Consider the following 16,633-nt stretch of genomic DNA (forward strand, 5'->3'; position numbering starts at 1 on the left):
AGGTTGCTTAGAACGGAATCTTGCCGCGCCAGATATCGGCATACATCACCCAGTCTCCCATCAGGCTGTAGAGCGGATGCCGGAACGTAGCGGGCCGGTTCTTCTCGAAACCAAAGTGCCCGACCCAGGCAAAGGCATAACCTGCCAGCACAGCGGCCAGCAGCCACCATGCATTGCCGGTGACCACCAGCGCCACCAGGCACAGCAGCGCTACCGTCGACCCGGCAAAATGCAGGCGCCGGCAGGTACGGTTCTGGTGTTCGCTCAGGTAGTAGGGATAAAAGGCCGCGAAGTTCTCGAACTCGCGCGCGCGGGCGTGGGCCATGGCTGTCTCCGGCAGGTCTTGTTTTGTGCAGTGTAGACCTTCTGCACCGGGGTGTCGGGACGCTGGCCGCCGGCGTGGCCGGCCAGCCATCCGGGGCCAGGCTCAGCCGGCCGCGACCACCTTGCGCGCAAAGGCCGCGAGCGCGTCCAGCACTTCATCCGGGCGTTCGCCCATCAGCGCGTGGCCGCACGGCACCGTGACCAGGCTTGCCTTGGCCATCTTGCCGGCCAGCGCCTGGGCTGCCTTGGGCGACGTCATCATGTCCTTGGTGCCGGTGATGAAGAGCGCCGGGCAGGCCACTGCGGCGGCGGCCTCTTCGCCATGGGCGTAGGCATTGCAGGCCGAGAAGTCATTGTGGAACACATGGGCCTGCGGGTTGTTGCGCGACACGCGTTCCATCAGCCGCTGGCTGCCGCCGTGCATCCACGCGCCCGGCCCCGGCGAAGACGGCTTGTTGGCCAGGCTCGAATGCGACCAGGTGTTGACCATGGCGATGGCGTCGCCTTCGCGGTTGAGCGAGGCGTCCAGCAGCGCGTCCGAGACCTTCATCGGGTAGGCCGTCGCCAGCAGGCCGATGCCGCGCACCGCCTGCGCATGCCGCGCCGCACATTCGAGTGCGATCAGCGAACCCATGCTGTGGCCGAACACGAAGGCCGGCGCCTTCACGCCGGCGGCCGCCACCAGCGCCATGACCCAGTCGGCCATGGCCTCGACGGTGGCCAGCGGCGCGCCCTTGCTGCGGTTGTGGCCCGGCAGGTCCACCGCCAGCACCGAGAAGCCGTGGTTGGCAAACCAGCGCGTCTGCAGGGCCCACACGCTGTGGTCGTTCTGCGCGCCGTGGACGAACACGGCACAGGGCAGGGCGGGATCGAAGGGTTTGCCGCCGGTATAGGCGTAGGCCGGCTGGCCGGCAATGGTCAGTTCCATCAGGCTTGCCCTCCCTTGCCGCTCATCGCTTTCTCGGCCGCCTTCAGGCCGCGCTTGAGATCGTCGATCAGGTCATCCGGGTCTTCCAGCCCGATCGAGAGCCGGATCGTGCCCTCGGTGATGCCGGCCGACTGCAGCGCCGCCGCGTCCATGCGGAAGTGCGTGGTCGAGGCCGGGTGGATCACCAGGGAGCGCGCGTCGCCCACATTGGCCAGGTGCGAGAACAGCGACATGCTCTCGATGAAGCGCTGGCCGGCCACGCGGTTGCCCTTCAGGTTGAAGCTGAACACCGCGCCGCAGCCGCGCGGCAGCAGGCGCTTGGCCAGTTCGTAGTCGGGGTGCGATTCCAGTTCCGGGTAGGACACCGACTCCACCATCGGGTGCGAGACCAGGAACTGCACCACCTTGCGGGTGTTGTCGACATGGCGGCTCATGCGCAGCGGCAGCGTCTCAACGCCCTGCAGCAGCTGCCAGGCGGCCATCGGGTTCATGCAGGCGCCGAAGTCGCGCAGGCCCTCGCGGCGCGCGCGCAGCAGGAAGGGCGCCACCGTGCTTTCCTCGGTGAACACCATGTTGTGGAAGCCCTCGTACGGCTCGGACAGTTCCGGGAAGCGGCCCGAGGCCTCGAAGTCGAAGGTGCCGCCTTCCACCAGCACGCCGCCGATGGTGGTGCCATGGCCGCCCAGGAACTTGGTGGCCGAGTGGTAGAGCAGGCCGGCGCCGTGGTCGAACGGGCGCAGCAGGTAGGGCGTGGTGAAGGTGGAATCCACCAGCAGCGGGATGCCGTTGTCCTGGCCCAGTTGCGCCAGCGTCGGGATGTCCAGCACGTCCAGCCCCGGGTTGCCCAGGGTCTCGCCGAACAGCAGCCGGGTATTGGGCCGGATCGCGGCGCGCCAGGCGTCGATGTCGCGCGCCTTGACGAAGGTGGTCTCGATGCCGAAGCGGCGCAGCGTGTAGTGCAGCAGGTTGTGCGAGCCACCGTACAGCGCCGACGAGGCCACCACGTGCGAGCCCGCGCCCATCAGCGTGGCCACCGCCAGGTGCAGCGCGGCCTGGCCCGAGGCCGTGGCGATGGCGCCGGCGCCGTTCTCCAGCGCGGCGATGCGCTCTTCCAGCACAGCCACGGTGGGGTTGGAAATACGGGAGTAGACGTGCCCCGCGCGCTCCATATTGAAGAGCGACGCGGCGTGCTCGCTGTCGCGGAACACGAAGGACGTGGTCAGGTGGATGGGGGTGGCGCGGGCCCCGGTTGCGGGGTCTGGCGCGGCGCCGGCGTGCAGTGCCAGCGTGTCGAATCGGGTTCCGGACATGATCGGTCGGCCTTGAGTTGTCTCCGGCCAGCATCGTAGCACCGTGCGCGCGCCGACGCCCGCAAACCGGCCTCCCGCTTTACTTTGACGGCGGGTTTGGGCTAGGATCGGCCAACGGGGCGCCGTGATGCAGCGCGCGCCCGCACACCCATAGACAGATAACAATGTGACCGGTATCGCCCCCTGTGCCCCCGGCCGGAGCGATGCCCTCAGTTTGAGCGCAGGCAGCGGAGACCAACATGAAAGTCAGCGACATCCTCCAGATCAAGGGCAATACGCTCTATACCGTGACGCCTGACACCTCCTTGCTGGTAGCCGTCCACACCATGGCCGAGCACGATATCGGCTCGCTGGTGGTGATGGAATACGGCGACCTGGTCGGCATGCTGACCTTCCGCGAGATCATCGAGACGCTGGCCCGCAACAATGGCAACGTCGGCAGCACCAGCATCCGCAAGGTGATGGACGATGCGCCGCTGACCTGCACCATGGAGACCGACGTCAACGAGGTCCGCCGCATGATGCTGGAGCGTCACACCCGCTACCTGCCGGTGCTCGACAACCGCACGCTGATGGGCGTGATCTCCTTCTACGACGTCGCCAAGGCCGTGGTCGAGGACCAGAGCTTCGAGAACAAGATGCTCAAGGCCTATATCCGCGACTGGCCGGAAGAGCGCGCCGAGTGATGGCGCCGGGCCGCCCGGCCTGAAGCTTCCTTCGGAAATACCCTCGATTGGCGCCACGCGGCCGTGGCAGGGTGGCGGCCGGGCGCCGGCTCCGGCAAACTTGCCGGCGTTCCCACTTCCGCGGCGGTCCGCTGACCGACCGGCCCATCCATGAGCCAACCCAGCCAGTTCCGACTGCTCGGCCTGCGCCGCTTCGCCCCGTTCTTCTGGACCCAGTTCCTCGGGGCGATGAACGACAACGTCTTCAAGGTCGCCTTCACCTCGCTGGTGACCTACCACACGGCGCTGTTCGAGGGCGTTGAGGCGCGCAGCGCGGCCTTCCTGATCTCGGCCATCTTTATCGCGCCGTTCGTGCTGTTCTCGGCCACCAGCGGGCAGATTGCCGACAAGCTGGAGAAGTCGCGCCTGATCCGGCTGGTCAAGTCGCTGGAGATCGCCATCATGGTGCTGGGCCTGGCCGGCTTTGCCTGGCACAGCGCGCCGCTGCTGTACGCCGGCACTTTCCTGATGGGGCTGCATTCCACGCTGTTCGGGCCGGTCAAGTTTGCCTACCTGCCGCAGCACCTGGATGAAAGCGAACTGGTCGGCGGCAACGGCATGGTGGAGATGGGCACCTTTGTCGCGATCCTGATCGGGACGCTGATCGGCGGCGAACTGGCCGGGCTGCAGCAGGGCGGAACCATCGTGGGGCCGATGTACGTGGGCGCGGTATGCGTGGTGATCGCCGTGGCGGGGCGGCTGGTGTCGGGCCGCATCCCGGTTTCGCCGGCGCCGCAGCCGGACCTGCGCATCAACTGGAACCCGTTCTCCGAGACCTGGCGCAACCTGGTGCTGGCGCGCGGCAACCGCACGGTATTCCTGAGCCTGCTCGGCATTTCGTGGCTGTGGTTCCTGGGCGCCACCTTCCTGACCTCGTTCTTCAGCTATGCCAAGGATGTGCTGGGCGGCGACCAGAACGTGGTGACGCTGCTGCTGGCGGTGTTCTCGCTGGGCATCGGCACCGGTTCACTGCTGTGCGAGCGCCTGTCCGGTCGCCATGTCGAGATCGGGCTGGTGCCGTTTGGCTCGATCGGCATGACGGTGTTCGCGGTCGACCTGTACTTTGCCAGCCAGGGGCAGGCACCCGTGGCGCTGAGCGGCATCGGCGGCTTCCTGGCCGAGCCGCGCCACTGGCGCGTGCTGGCGGACCTGTTCCTGCTGGCCATGTTCGGCGGCTTCTACAGCGTGCCGCTGTACGCGCTGATCCAGAGCCGCAGCGCGCCCACGCACCGCGCCCGCATCATCGCCGCCAACAACATCCTGAACAGCTTCTTCATGATTGCCGCTTCGCTGCTGGGCGTGGCGATGACGCAGGCGGGCTACAGCATCCCGCAGCTGTTCCTGGTGGTGGGGCTGCTCAATGCGGTGGTGGCGGTCTACATCTACTCGCTGGTGCCGGAATTCCTGCTGCGCTTTATCGCGTGGATCCTGGTCCATACCCTCTACCGGCTGCGCCGCGTCAATGCTGAGCGCATTCCCGCCGACGGCCCGGCCGTGCTGGTCTGCAACCACGTCAGCTTTGCCGACGCGGTGGTGCTGATGGCCTGCAGCCCACGTCCGGTGCGCTTCCTGATGGACCACAACATCTTCAGGGTGCCGCTGCTGTCGTGGTTCTTCCGCCAGGCCCGCGCGATCCCGATCGCGCCGGCGCACGAGAATCCGGACATGCTCAGGCGTGCCTATGACAGCGTGGCGCAGGCGCTGGGCGAGGGGGATCTGGTCTGCATCTTCCCCGAAGGCAAGATCACCGCCACCGGCGAGATCAACCCGTTCAAGCAGGGCGTGCAGCAGATCATCCGGCGCACGCCGGTGCCGGTGGTGCCGATGGCGCTGCGCGGGCTGTGGGGCAGCTTCTTCTCGCGCAAGGGGGCACCGGCGATGTCGCGGCCGTTCCGGCGCGGCATCCTGAACCGGCTGGAACTGGTGGTGGGCGAGCCCGTGCCGCCCGAGGCCGCCACCCCGGAAGGGCTGCAGCAGATGGTGCAGGCCCTGCGCGGCGACTGGCGCTAACTCCGTTGTGCGGAACCCGAGTCCACGATGATCACGCTCTACACCTTTGGCCCCGCCTTCGGGCTGCCCGACGCCAGCCCCTTCGTCACCAAGGCCGAGATGCTGCTCAAGCTGGCCGGACTGCCTTACCAGGCGCGCCGCGGCAGCCTGCGGCGCGCGCCCAGGGGCAAGCTGCCCTACCTGGACGACATGGGCCGGATCGTGGCGGATTCCACCCTGATCCGCTGGCATATCGAGAAGACCTACCACATCGACTTCGACGCCGGCCTGAGCGCGGCCGAGCGCGGCATCGCTTGGGCCGCCGAGAAGCTGATGGAAGACCACCTGTACTGGGCGGTGGCGCGGGTGCGCTGGCTGGACCAGGCCAACTTCGACAAGGGGCCGGCCCTGTTCTTCCGCGGCGTGCCGGCGCCGGTGCGCGGCCTGGCCGAGCGCCTGGTGCGCTACAAGGTGCGCAAGACGCTGTGGGGGCAGGGTCTGGGCCGGCATAGCGAAGAAGACCTGGTGGCGCTGGCCAGCAAGGGCGTGACCTCGATCGCCGACATCCTGGGCAACAAGCCCTACCTGATGGGCAACGCGGCATGCGGGGCCGACGCCACGCTGTTTGCCTTTGCCGGCAGCCTGCTGTGCCCCGTATTCGACACTCCGATCCGCACCGCGGCCGAGGGGCATGCCAACCTGGTGGCCTATATGGAGCGGATGCGCGCCGAGTTCTACCCCGAACTGGCCCCGGCAAGCGCCGCCGCCTGAGCCTGCCGGGCCGCCCTGCGGCCGCCCGAGCCCCGCCATTGGCCTTACAATGGAGGCCTTCCCCAATTCCTGTGCGGTTTCCACCATGTCCGGCAATACCCTTGGCCTGCTTTTCACTGTTACCACCTTCGGCGAATCGCACGGGCCCGCCATCGGCGCGGTGGTGGATGGCTGCCCGCCGGGCATGGCGCTGACCGAGGCCGACATCCAGGGCGACCTGGACCGCCGCCGGCCCGGCACCTCGCGCCACGTCACGCAGCGCCAGGAACCCGACCAGGTCGAGATCCTGTCCGGCGTGTTCGAGGGCAAGACCACCGGCACCCCGATCTGCCTGCTGATCCGCAATACCGACCAGCGCAGCAAGGACTACGGCAATATCGTCGAAACCTTCCGCCCGGGCCATGCCGACTACACCTACTGGCAGAAGTACGGCATCCGCGACCATCGCGGCGGCGGCCGCTCGTCGGCGCGCCTGACCGCGCCGGTGGTGGCGGCCGGGGCGGTGGCCAAGAAGTGGCTGCGCGAAAAGTATGGCACCGAGATCCGGGGCTATATGTCGCAGCTGGGCGAGATCGCAGTGCCGTTCACGGACTGGTCGCACGTGCCGGAGAACCCGTTCTTCGCGCCCAACGCCGACATCATCCCCGAGCTCGAAACCTATATGGACGCGCTGCGCCGCGACGGCGACTCCGTCGGCGCGCGCATCGAGGTGGTGGCCAGCAACGTGCCGGTGGGCCTGGGCGAGCCGCTGTTCGACAGGCTCGACGCCGATATCGCCCACGCCATGATGGGCATCAACGCGGTCAAGGGCGTGGAGATTGGCGCCGGCTTCGACAGCGTGGCCCAGCGCGGCAGCGTGCATGGCGACGAGCTGACCGCCGAGGGCTTCCGCACCAACAATTCCGGCGGCGTGCTGGGCGGCATTTCCACCGGCCAGGACGTCACCGTGTCGCTAGCGATCAAGCCGACGTCTTCCATCCGCACCCCGCGCGAATCGATCGACAAGGCCGGCAATGCCGCCACCGTCGAGACCTTCGGCCGCCACGACCCGTGCGTGGGCATCCGCGCCACGCCGATCGCCGAGGCCATGCTGGCGCTGGTGCTGATCGACCACGCCCTGCGCCACCGTGCCCAGTGCGGCGACGTCAAGGTCGATACGCCGCGCATTCCCGCGCAGGCCGGCCAGACCCCCTGACCTGACCTCGCGTTGGCCACGCCTTTCGCGGGCGGCGGTGCCACTGGCGCCGGCCGCCCCGACTACGCCCGTTTCGGGCTCTTCTATCTTGGCTATTACGGCTACGTCGGCCTGATCTCGCCGTACGTCAGCCTGTATTTCGCCGACCGCGGCTTCAACCCGGTGCAGATCGGCGTGCTGATGGCGAGCTTCCAGGTCAGCCGCATCGTCGGGCCCTACCTGTGGGGCTGGCTGTCCGACGTGATGCACACGCGCGTGCGTATCCTGCGCGTGAGCGCGTTCACCTCGTTGCTGGCCTTCCTGATGCTGCCGGGTGTCGGCAGCTACGGCGGCATGATGGCGATGATGCTGACGCTGAGCCTGCTGACCAGCGCGATGTCGCCGCTGGGCGATGCCCTGACCATCTCCACGCTGCGCCGCTACGGCGCCTTCGACCATAGCTACGGCCGCATCCGCATGTTCGGCTCGGTCGGCTTTATCGGCGCGGTGCTGGCCGGCGGGGCGTTGTTCGAAGCAGTCGGCATGCGCGCCTTCCCGTGGGTGGCCAGCGCGCTGCTGGCGATCCTGGCCGGCGTGGTGCTGACCATGCATGACGCCGCCGACGACGGCCCGCGCACGGCGCCGCCGCGCGCCTTGCCGCTGCTGCGCCGTCCGGACGTGGCCTGGTTCCTGGCGTCAGCCTTCCTGATGATGTTCGCGCACGCGGCGCTCTATGTGTTCTATTCGCTGTGGCTGGCGCAGCTGGGCTACAGCAAGTTCGCCATTGGCGTGATGTGGACCATCGGCGTGGTGGCCGAGATCGTTTTCTTCTACTACCAGGGCCTGCTGTTCGCGCGCTATGCGCTGCGCACGATCCTGGCCGGCACCTTCGTGCTGGCGGCGCTGCGCTTCGGCCTGACCGGCTACCTTGCCCAGTTTGCCTGGCTCATGGCGCTGGTGCAGGTGCTGCACGCGGCCACCTTTGCCGCGCACCACAGCGCCAGCCTGAAGCGGTTGCAGGCCTGGTTTGCCGGGCCGCTGCAGGGGCGCGGGCAGGCGCTGTATACGGGCATTTCCTACGGCGTCGGCGGCACGCTGGGCGGGCTGGCGATGGGCTGGACCTGGAACGCGCTGGCGCCCGAGCATACCTTCGGGCTGGCCGCTATCGCCGCGGCGGCCGGCGCGTTCTGTGCGGTGATGAGCTTCCGCGCGAAAGGCGATGGCGCGGTTCAGGCCAGCGCCGCGCAGACCCGCTCGGCGATCGCCAGCGACGAGGTCAGCCCCGGCGACTCGATGCCGAACAGGTGAACCAGCCCCGGCACGCCATGCACGGCGGGGCCGTCGATGCGGAAGTCCGCGGCAACCTCGTGCGGGCCGCTGATCTTGGGGCGGATGCCGGCATAGCCGGGTTGCAGCGCGCCGTCGGCCAGCCCCGGCCAGTAGCGGCGCACTTCGTCATAGAAGCCGTCGGCGTCGGCCGGATCCACGCCGTATTCGATGTCGTCGATCCAGCGCACATTGGGGCCGAAGCGCGCCTGGCCGCCCAGGTCGATGGTCAGGTGCACGCCCAGCCCGGCCGCCTCGGGCACCGGGTAGATCAGCCGTGAGAACGGCGCGCGCCCGGCCAGCGTGAAATAGCAGCCCTTGGCGTAGTACTGCGGCGGGATATGGGTCTCGGGCATGCCGTCGATGCGGCGCGCCAGTTCCGGCGCGGTCAGCCCGGCCGAGTTCACCACCGTGCGCGCCAGCAGCGTGGTGGCGCTGCCATCCTCGCTGCCGATCTCCAGCCGGATGCCGTCCGCCGTCACCGCGCCGCCCAGCACCGGCGACTGCACCGCCAGCATCGCGCCGGCGTTTTCCGCGTCGCCCAGCAGCATGGTCATCAGGCCATGGCTGTCGACAATGCCGGTCGACGGCGACAGCAGCGCGGCATGGCACTGCAGTTGCGGCTCCAGCGCCTGCGCCTCGGCGCGGCTGACAAGGCGCAGGTCGTCCACGCCGTTGGCCGCCGCCTTGGCGCGGATGCCTTCGAGCGTTGCCACCTGGGCCTCGCTGGTGGCAACGATCAGCTTGCCGCAGCGCTGGTGCGCCACGTGGTGGCTGGCGCAGTAGTCGTACAGCATGGCCTTGCCGCGCACGCACAGCTGTGCCTTGAGCGAGCCGGCCGGATAGTAGATGCCGGCGTGGATGACCTCGCTGTTGCGCGCGCTGGTGATGGTGCCGAAGGCGTTCTCGGTTTCCAGGATGATCACTTCGCGGCCCTGCAGCGCGAGTGCGCGCGCCACCGCCAGTCCCACCACGCCGGCGCCGATGACGACGCAATCCACTGTTTCCATGGTTGTTCCTTGCTCCAATGTCTGTGTGTTGGGGGGCTCAGGCGGTCAGGCCAAGGCGGGCGGCGGCGGCCGCAAGGTGCTGTTGCGCGGCACTGCGGGCGGCCGCGGCATCGCCGGCGGCAATCGCTTCGGCCAGCGCCGCGTGTTCCTGGTCGGCGGCGCGCGGCGCGCCTGTCGTCACACGCAGCCGCGCGGTGTTCTCCCAGGCGCGCTGGCGCGCGGCCAGCATCTGCTGGCTGACGAAATCGGTCAGGCCGGTAAAGCAAGGGTTGTGCGCGGCTTCCGCAATGGCATGGTGGAAGGCCATGTCGGCCGCCGCAGCGCTGGCCATGTCGCCCTGGCCGTCGGCCTGTGCCTGCATCGCCGCCAGCGCGCCGCGGATGGCATCGATATCGGCATCCGTGTGCCGCTGCGCGGCCATTTCGGCGCAGGCGGTTTCCACTACCCGGCGCAGTTCGAACAGCTGCGCCAGCGTCGGGCCGCCGTCGGGCGCGCTGGCCACGCGCCATGCCTGGCCGCCCGGGGTCTCCGACACATAAGCGCCCGAGCCCTTGCGCGTCACCAGCACGCCATCGGCCTTCAGCTGGGCGATGGCCTCGCGCACGATCGGCCGGCTCACGCCGAAGTTATCGGCCAGGCTCGTCTCTGCTGGCAGGCGCGCGCCCGCGCCGTAGCGGCCGGCGAGGATGTCGTCGTGCAGGGTCTGGGCGATGCGGCTGGCGAGCGAGGCCGGGCGGGGCAGGATGGTCATGGTTTTGATATGTCAGGCTGTCAGACAGCTTTTGGAGATTTTCGGCTCAACTTTGCGAGACGTCAAGGTCTCCGTAGGGAGCGAATGCTACACATGCGTTTCTGCTCAATCGCCGAGGGCTTAATTTCGCCGCTCCGGCGCCGATAGAAGCCTGATACAGGTGGCGGATCCTGCGCGTCGGCTCCGCCCAAGGCTTGCCATGCCCCGTTGGCATCCAATGCGGGGGCCTACTGCGAACAGCCATGATCCAGCTCACACCTAACGATCTTCCCGTCGGATACCCACTGCCCTGGTCATTGCTCGATGGCGAGGGCAACCTGGTGCTCGGCAGCGGCAGTGTCATTCCCGATGAACGCGACCTGGCGCTGGTGTTCCGCCATGGCGTGGTCTGCCGCGAAGATAGCCACGACGATGCCGATGACGAACTGCGTCCGACCACCGGGCCGCTTGGCCTGCAGGTCGGCACGCTGCTGCATGTCAAGCATGAGGGCGAGGCCGCGCGCCCGGCCGCGAGCCGCCTGATCGGTTTTATCGAGCAGGGCCTGTTTGTCACCTGGCCGCAGCTCGGCGGGCGCGACCTGCCGCTGCAGGCGGGCGATGCCGTGCTGCTGCGCGGCTTCTCCGGACACGCCATCCACAGCTTCACCTCGACCATCACCGCCGTGTGCCGCAGCCCGTTTCGCTACCTGGTGCTGTCGGCGCCGGTGCAGAAGCACGCAACGCCGGTACGCAAGGCTGCGCGCGTGCCAACCCGGCTGGCCGCCTACCTGACCGAGCCCGGCGATGACGACGGCATCGACACCGGCACGGCGCGGCTGGCGCTGCTGTCCGACCTCAGCACCGGTGGCGCGCTGGTGCAGACCACCGCGCCGGCGCCGGCGCCGGGCAGCCGCGTGCGGCTGCGCTTCAAGATGCGCACGGCGTCACTGGACAGCGAGGTCACCATCGATGGCTGGATCCGCCTCGCACCCCCCGGCGCGGCCAGCGACGATGCCGACTTCCCGGCCTTCGGCGTGGCCTTCGACGTGCTGGCCGAGCGCGAGCTGACGCTGCTGCAGTGCTACATCTACGAACAGCTGCTTTCCAGCACCCGCATGCCCTTGCAGCCCGCGGCTGTAGCGGCCGTTTAGAGGGAATCCGCTAATGTTTTGATTGTCTCGTCGGGGCGGCCAGTCTTTACTGCTTCCAACATAAAAAGTCCCACCACCGAGGAGACAAGATGGAGCACAGCGGACACCACGCGTGCGGACGACGCACGCCCGCGCTACGCGAGCAGAAGGCCGGCAAGGCCTTGCGCAGGCTCGCAGGCACAGCCCCGCTGGTCGCAGCGGCCATGCTGGCGCAGCCAGCATCAGCCCTGGCCGCGAGCGGCGACTACGCGAAGACGCGTTACCCGATCGTGCTGGTCCACGGACTGACCGGCGCGGCCAAGATGGGTGGTGTGCTCGACTACTGGTATGGCATCCCCGAAGTGCTGCGGGCCAACGGCGCGCAAGTCTATGTGGCCACGGTGCCGTCGTTCAACAGCGACGAAGAGCGCGCCCTGGCGCTGCAGGCCTATGTGCGCGCGGTCAAGCTGGAAAGCGGCGCAGACAAGGTCAACCTGATCGGCCACAGCCAGGGCGGGCCGACCTCGCGCATGCTGGCGGCGATGTCGCCGCAGGACGTGGCCTCGGTCACCACCGTCGGCAGCCCGCATCGCGGCAGCGAAGTGGCCGACACCGTGCTGGACCTGATCAATGGCGTCAACAGTATTCCGATCGCCGGGCCGGTACTCGTCGGCATCATCCAGGGCGTGTTCGATACGGTGGGCTGGTTCAATGGCATCGGCAACGGGCAGGCGCTGGACCAGGATGCGCTGGCCTCGCTCAGGATCCTGACCACGCGCGGCGCCGCCGAGCAGAATGCGCGCCTCAATGCCACGCTGGTGCCCGGCACGAAATCGGCACTGGGGCCGGATTGCAATACTGCTGGCGCGGTGTCCGAGCAACGGCAGGCGCGCGATGCCGCGGGCAACCTCGTCACTCATACCCAGGCCGCGTATTCCTGGACCGGGCAGGGTGGGCCGTTCAGCCTGCTGCGCTCCAACCTGCTGGACCCGACCACGGTGATGATGTCGGCCTCGGCCGGGCTGATGGACCTGAAGGGCGCCGGCCCCAATGACGGGCTGGTCTCGGTCTGCAGCAGCAAGTGGGGCCGGGTGCTGGCCACGGGCTACTACTGGAACCATCTCGACGAGGTGAACCAGATGGCCGGCTTGTACCAGGACGTCGATCCGCGCACGGTCATCCTCAGCCACGCCAACCGGCTGCGCAATGACCAGCTCTGAGCGCTCGCCGCGGCCCTGGCTGGCCTTGATGCCGGCCGGCGCGGCGGCGGCCGCGGTGTACTGGCTGACGATGCCGTCTGGCCCGGTTGCCGTGCCGCAGCGCCCGGCAGCGATCACCACCGCTGCGAGTCCTTCGGCGACATCGGCAGACGCCGGACCCGCCGGCGTGGCTGCCTTGCCATCGCTGTCCGGCGTCGACGTGCCCGCGGGCCCCGAACTCGACGCGCAAGGCAACCTGCGCCTGACGCGCGCGCTGCGCACCTACTTCGACTACTTCCTCAGCGCCCGCCACGACGCCGGCGGCGCCGACGCGCTGGACCGGCTGGTGTACGACGATATCCGCCGCCGCGTGCCGCAGCCCGCGGCAGGGCAGGCGTGGCAGCTGTGGCAGCGCTACCTGGCTTATCTTGCCGAGATTCAAGCGCTGGCGGCGCGCAAGCCGCAGGCGGATACGAACGGCACGCTGGATGCGGCACAAGTGCAGCAGCTGCGCGCGCTGCAGGCCGGGCGCAACGGCGCGCGGCAGCACCTGCTGCCGGAGGTGGCGGCAATCTGGTTCGGCGACGAGCAGGCGTATGACGATGCCATGCTGGCGCGGCTCGACATCGCGGCGCAATCCGGCCTGGATGACGCGCAGCGGCGGCAGCGGCTGGCCGAACTCGAAGCCACGCTGCCCGAGCCACTGCGTGCGGCACGGGAGGCCAGCGCGCGTCCGCAGGCGATCAGCGACACCATCGCCGGCATGCAGGCCGCCGGCCGCAGTGCGCAGGACATCGGTGCGGCGTTGGCGCAGGCCTACGGTGCCGAGGTGGCGCAGCGCTACCAGCAGCAGGCGCAAGCCGGGCAGGCCTGGCAGCAGCGCTACGACGACTACGCCGCGCGGCGCGCGCAGATCGAGTCATTCGCGGGGTTGTCGGAGCAGGACCGCCGGCAGCAGCTGGATGCGCTGCGCAGCCAGGCCTTCGGCAATCCCGCCGAGGCGCTGCAGGCCGAGGTGGTCGACAAGGCGATGGCCGCGCGGCGGCAGGCACGATAGCCGCGCTGCATCGCCCAAAGAAAAACGGCACCGGGTTTCCGGTGCCGTTTTTTTCTGCCGCTGGCGCGGCAGGCTTACATCCCGACGTAGTTCGGACCGCCGCCGCCTTCCGGCGTCACCCAGACGATGTTCTGGGTCGGATCCTTTATGTCGCAGGTCTTGCAGTGCACGCAGTTCTGCGCGTTGATCTGCAGGCGCTCCTTGCCCGACGTCTCGTCCTGCACGAACTCATATACACCTGCCGGGCAGTAGCGCGACTCGGGGCCGGCGTACTTGTCCCAGTTGATGTTGACCGGAACGCTGGCGTCCTTGAGCGTCAGGTGCGCCGGCTGGTTCTCTTCATGGTTGGTGTTGCTGATGAACACCGAGCTGAGGCGGTCGAAGGTCAGCTTGCCGTCCGGCTTCGGATACTCGATCTTCTGGCACTCGGCCGCCGGCTTCAGGTACACATGGTCCGGCTTCACGCGGTGGATGGTCCACGGCGGGTTGCGGATGCCCAGCTTGGGCAGCAGCCATTGCTCGATGCCGGTCATCAACGTGGCGGTGGTGCGGCCCTTCTTGAACCACTGCTTGAAGTTCTTGGCCTGCAGCAGTTCCTTGTGCAGCCAGCTCTGCTCGAACGCGGCCGGGTAGGCGGCCAGCTCGTCGTGCTGGCGGCCGGCCTGCAGCGCGTCATAGGCGGCCTCGGCGGCCATCATGCCGGTCTTGATGGCGGCGTGGCTGCCCTTGATGCGCGAGGCGTTCAGGTAGCCGGCATCGCAGCCGACCAGCGCGCCGCCCGGGAACACGGTCTTGGGCAGCGACAGCAGGCCGCCGGCGGTGATGGCGCGCGCGCCGTAGGAGAGGCGCTTGCCGCCCTCGAAGTACTGGCGGATTTCCGGATGCGTCTTGAAGCGCTGGAATTCCTCGAACGGCGACAGCCACGGGTTGGTGTAGTCCAGGCCGACCACAAAGCCGACCGCGACCTTGTTGTCTTCCATGTGGTACAGGAACGAGCCGCCGTAGGTGGCGGGGTCGAGCGGCCAGCCGGCGGTGTGCACCACCAGGCCGGGCTTGTGCTTGGCCGGGTCAATCTCCCACAGCTCCTTCAGGCCGATGCCGTAGCTCTGCGGATCCTTGCCGGCATCGAGCTTGAATTTCTCGATCAGCTGCTTGCCCAGGTGGCCGCGCGCGCCTTCGGCGAAGATGGTGTACTTGGCATGCAGTTCCATGCCCAGCTGGAAGTTGTCGGTGGGCTCGCCTTCCTTGTTGATGCCCATGTTGCCGGTGGCCACGCCCTTGACCGAGCCGTCTTCGTTGAAGAGCACTTCGGCGGCGGGGAAGCCCGGGAAGATCTCAACGCCCAGCGCCTCGGCCTGCTGGCCCAGCCAGCGCACGAAGTTCGACAGGCTGATGATGTAGTTGCCTTCGTTGTGGAAGCACTCGGGCAGCAGGGCCGGAGGCGTGCCCTTGGAGCCGGACTCGTTCAGGAACAGGAACTTGTCTTCGGTGACTGCCTGGTTCAGCGGCGCGCCCAGTTCCTTCCAGTTCGGGATCAGTTCATTGAGGGCGCGCGGGTCCATGATGGCGCCCGACAGGATGTGGGCGCCGGGCTCGGAGCCCTTTTCCAGCACGCACACGTTGACGTCGGCGCCTTTCTCCTGCGCGAGTTGCTTCAGGCGGATGGCGGTGGCCAGGCCGGCGGGGCCGCCGCCGACGATGACCACATCGTATTCCATGGCTTCGCGCGGGCCGAACTGCTCCAGGAGCTGTTGCTGATCCATTGTCTCTAACCCTCTATTTCTTTGCTGCTTGCTTGCAATTGTGGGAAATGCGGTGATCGTTTTGCCGAGAACCGGGCCAGCGCGCGGACGGGAGCCGCGGGTGGGTGAGTTGGCAGCGATTTGGGGTCCAAAGACTCCCGGATCGCGCGTTTTCCCTCTTTCCCTTTGCTGGTCAAGTTCTTAGAATCTCCGGCATTGTCCGGGACTCGCCACCCACAGGCAAGGATTTTTTTGGAACGGTCGTTCTTTTTTTTGATATGCTGCCTTCTGCTCCCGAATAGGCCGGAGGAGCTCCCGCACAAGAGGTAATCATGGGTTTGTCGATCAATCTGGAAGGCAAGGTCGCGCTGGTCACCGGCGCTTCAAGCGGGCTGGGCTCGCGTTTCGCGACGGTGCTGGCCGCCGCCGGCGCCAAGGTGGTGCTGGCCTCGCGCCGCACCGAGCGGCTCAAGGAACTGCGCGCGGCGATCGAGGCCGAGGGCGGCAGCGCCCATGTGGTGCGGCTGGACGTCACCGACCCGGACAGCATCCGCGCCGCGGTGGCGCATGCGGAGACTGAGGCCGGCTCCATCGACATCCTGGTCAACAACTCCGGCGTGTCGACCACGCAGAAGCTGACCGATGTGACCGCCGATGACTTCGATTTCGTGTTCGACACCAATACCCGCGGCGCCTTTTTCGTCGCCCAGGAAGTGGCCAAGCGCATGATCGCGCGCGCCAAGGGCGCCGAGCGCAACGGCAGCCCGCTGCCGCAGGCGCGGATCGTCAATGTCGCGTCGGTGGCGGGGCTGAAGGTGCTGTCGCAGATCGGCGTGTATTGCATGAGCAAGGCGGCCGTGGTGCACATGACCAAGGCCATGGCGCTGGAATGGGCGCGCCATGGCATCAATACCAATGCGATCTGCCCGGGCTATATCGATACCGAGATCAACCACCACCACTGGGACTCGGACGCGGGCCAGAAGCTGATCCAGATGCTGCCGCGCAAGCGCCTGGGCAAGCCGGAGGATCTCGACGGCCTGTTGCTGCTGCTGGCATCCGACCAGTCGCAATTCATCAACGGGGCTGTCATCACCGCCGACGACGGCATGGTCTGACCGCCTGATCGCTGACCCGGGGGCGCAAGGCCCCAGCTTCCCGGTTGCGCGCCAAAAGCGCCGTGGGATGGCCGGTTTGCACACCCCAGGGCTTATCCGG

15 protein-coding genes are annotated in these 16,633 nt (G+C 68.0%); 9 read left to right on the forward strand and 6 right to left on the reverse strand.

The window, feature by feature from the left end; genetic code table 11:
- Positions 1 to 7: 7 nt before the first annotated feature.
- The 3 genes from AC3WVS_RS22970 to AC3WVS_RS22980 all read right to left on the reverse strand — a co-directional run bounded on the left by AC3WVS_RS22970 (position 8) and on the right by AC3WVS_RS22980 (position 2,562).
- On the reverse strand, positions 8 to 325 hold the full coding sequence (locus tag AC3WVS_RS22970) for an Mpo1-like protein (protein ID WP_492320468.1): 318 nt from the start codon (positions 323 to 325) through the stop codon (positions 8 to 10).
- A 102-nt stretch (positions 326 to 427) separates the two neighbouring features.
- Positions 428 to 1,252: an alpha/beta fold hydrolase gene (locus AC3WVS_RS22975; RefSeq protein ID WP_492320469.1), complete on the reverse strand. Its 825-nt coding sequence runs from the start codon at positions 1,250 to 1,252 to the stop codon at positions 428 to 430.
- Positions 1,252 to 2,562, reverse strand: coding sequence for an O-acetylhomoserine aminocarboxypropyltransferase (locus AC3WVS_RS22980; protein ID WP_013956298.1), 1,311 nt, complete (start codon positions 2,560 to 2,562; stop codon positions 1,252 to 1,254). Before AC3WVS_RS22980 ends, AC3WVS_RS22975 begins: the two co-directional genes overlap by 1 nt.
- A gap of 239 nt (positions 2,563 to 2,801) precedes the next feature.
- Here AC3WVS_RS22980 and AC3WVS_RS22985 point away from each other — a divergent pair, with 239 nt between their 5' ends.
- The 5 genes from AC3WVS_RS22985 to AC3WVS_RS23005 all read left to right on the forward strand — a co-directional run bounded on the left by AC3WVS_RS22985 (position 2,802) and on the right by AC3WVS_RS23005 (position 8,529).
- A complete protein-coding gene (locus AC3WVS_RS22985) occupies positions 2,802 to 3,248 on the forward strand; it encodes a CBS domain-containing protein (protein WP_013956299.1) in 447 nt (148 codons plus the stop codon).
- A gap of 150 nt (positions 3,249 to 3,398) precedes the next feature.
- Positions 3,399 to 5,297, forward strand: a complete 1,899-nt coding sequence (locus AC3WVS_RS22990; RefSeq protein ID WP_492320470.1) for an MFS transporter — start codon at positions 3,399 to 3,401, stop codon at positions 5,295 to 5,297.
- 27 nt (positions 5,298 to 5,324) lie between these two features.
- Positions 5,325 to 6,047: a glutathione S-transferase C-terminal domain-containing protein gene (locus tag AC3WVS_RS22995; protein ID WP_492320471.1), complete on the forward strand. Its 723-nt coding sequence runs from the start codon at positions 5,325 to 5,327 to the stop codon at positions 6,045 to 6,047.
- An 85-nt stretch (positions 6,048 to 6,132) separates the two neighbouring features.
- Positions 6,133 to 7,242, forward strand: coding sequence for a chorismate synthase (gene aroC, locus AC3WVS_RS23000; RefSeq protein ID WP_010813124.1), 1,110 nt, complete (start codon positions 6,133 to 6,135; stop codon positions 7,240 to 7,242).
- 12 nt (positions 7,243 to 7,254) lie between these two features.
- Positions 7,255 to 8,529 carry an MFS transporter gene (locus AC3WVS_RS23005; protein WP_492320472.1) on the forward strand — a complete coding sequence of 425 codons (1,275 nt, stop codon included), beginning with the start codon at positions 7,255 to 7,257 and terminating at the stop codon, positions 8,527 to 8,529.
- Here the strand turns inward: AC3WVS_RS23005 and AC3WVS_RS23010 are convergent.
- Together AC3WVS_RS23010 and AC3WVS_RS23015 are read right to left on the reverse strand one after the other, a co-directional pair.
- A complete protein-coding gene (locus AC3WVS_RS23010; protein WP_492320473.1) occupies positions 8,451 to 9,557 on the reverse strand; it encodes an NAD(P)/FAD-dependent oxidoreductase in 1,107 nt (368 codons plus the stop codon). The two genes, AC3WVS_RS23005 and AC3WVS_RS23010, sit on opposite strands and share 79 nt — an antisense overlap.
- Before the next feature lie 37 nt (positions 9,558 to 9,594).
- Positions 9,595 to 10,308: a FadR/GntR family transcriptional regulator gene (locus AC3WVS_RS23015; protein WP_492320474.1), complete on the reverse strand. Its 714-nt coding sequence runs from the start codon at positions 10,306 to 10,308 to the stop codon at positions 9,595 to 9,597.
- Between the two features lie 242 nt (positions 10,309 to 10,550).
- Between AC3WVS_RS23015 and AC3WVS_RS23020 the strand changes: the two genes are divergently transcribed.
- From AC3WVS_RS23020 to AC3WVS_RS23030, 3 genes are all read left to right on the forward strand, one after another.
- Complete coding sequence (locus tag AC3WVS_RS23020) at positions 10,551 to 11,438, forward strand: flagellar brake protein (RefSeq protein ID WP_492320475.1); 888 nt, start codon at positions 10,551 to 10,553, stop codon at positions 11,436 to 11,438.
- An 89-nt stretch (positions 11,439 to 11,527) separates the two neighbouring features.
- Positions 11,528 to 12,637: an esterase/lipase family protein gene (locus AC3WVS_RS23025; RefSeq protein ID WP_492320476.1), complete on the forward strand. Its 1,110-nt coding sequence runs from the start codon at positions 11,528 to 11,530 to the stop codon at positions 12,635 to 12,637.
- A complete protein-coding gene (locus AC3WVS_RS23030) occupies positions 12,624 to 13,673 on the forward strand; it encodes a lipase secretion chaperone (protein ID WP_492320477.1) in 1,050 nt (349 codons plus the stop codon). The genes AC3WVS_RS23025 and AC3WVS_RS23030 overlap by 14 nt, the downstream gene beginning before the upstream one ends.
- Before the next feature lie 74 nt (positions 13,674 to 13,747).
- Here the strand turns inward: AC3WVS_RS23030 and AC3WVS_RS23035 are convergent, their stop codons facing one another.
- Positions 13,748 to 15,436 carry an electron transfer flavoprotein-ubiquinone oxidoreductase gene (locus AC3WVS_RS23035; protein WP_492320478.1) on the reverse strand — a complete coding sequence of 563 codons (1,689 nt, stop codon included), beginning with the start codon at positions 15,434 to 15,436 and terminating at the stop codon, positions 13,748 to 13,750.
- Positions 15,437 to 15,747: 311 nt separating this feature from the next.
- On the opposite strand from AC3WVS_RS23035, the gene AC3WVS_RS23040 reads away from it, so the two are divergent.
- Entirely contained in the window at positions 15,748 to 16,533 is a 786-nt protein-coding gene (locus AC3WVS_RS23040) for an SDR family oxidoreductase (RefSeq protein ID WP_010813116.1), read from the forward strand.
- The last annotated feature ends 100 nt before the right edge of the window (positions 16,534 to 16,633 follow it).

The sequence above is a fragment of the Cupriavidus sp. CPT47-8839-RL05A genome, from assembly GCF_058792255.1.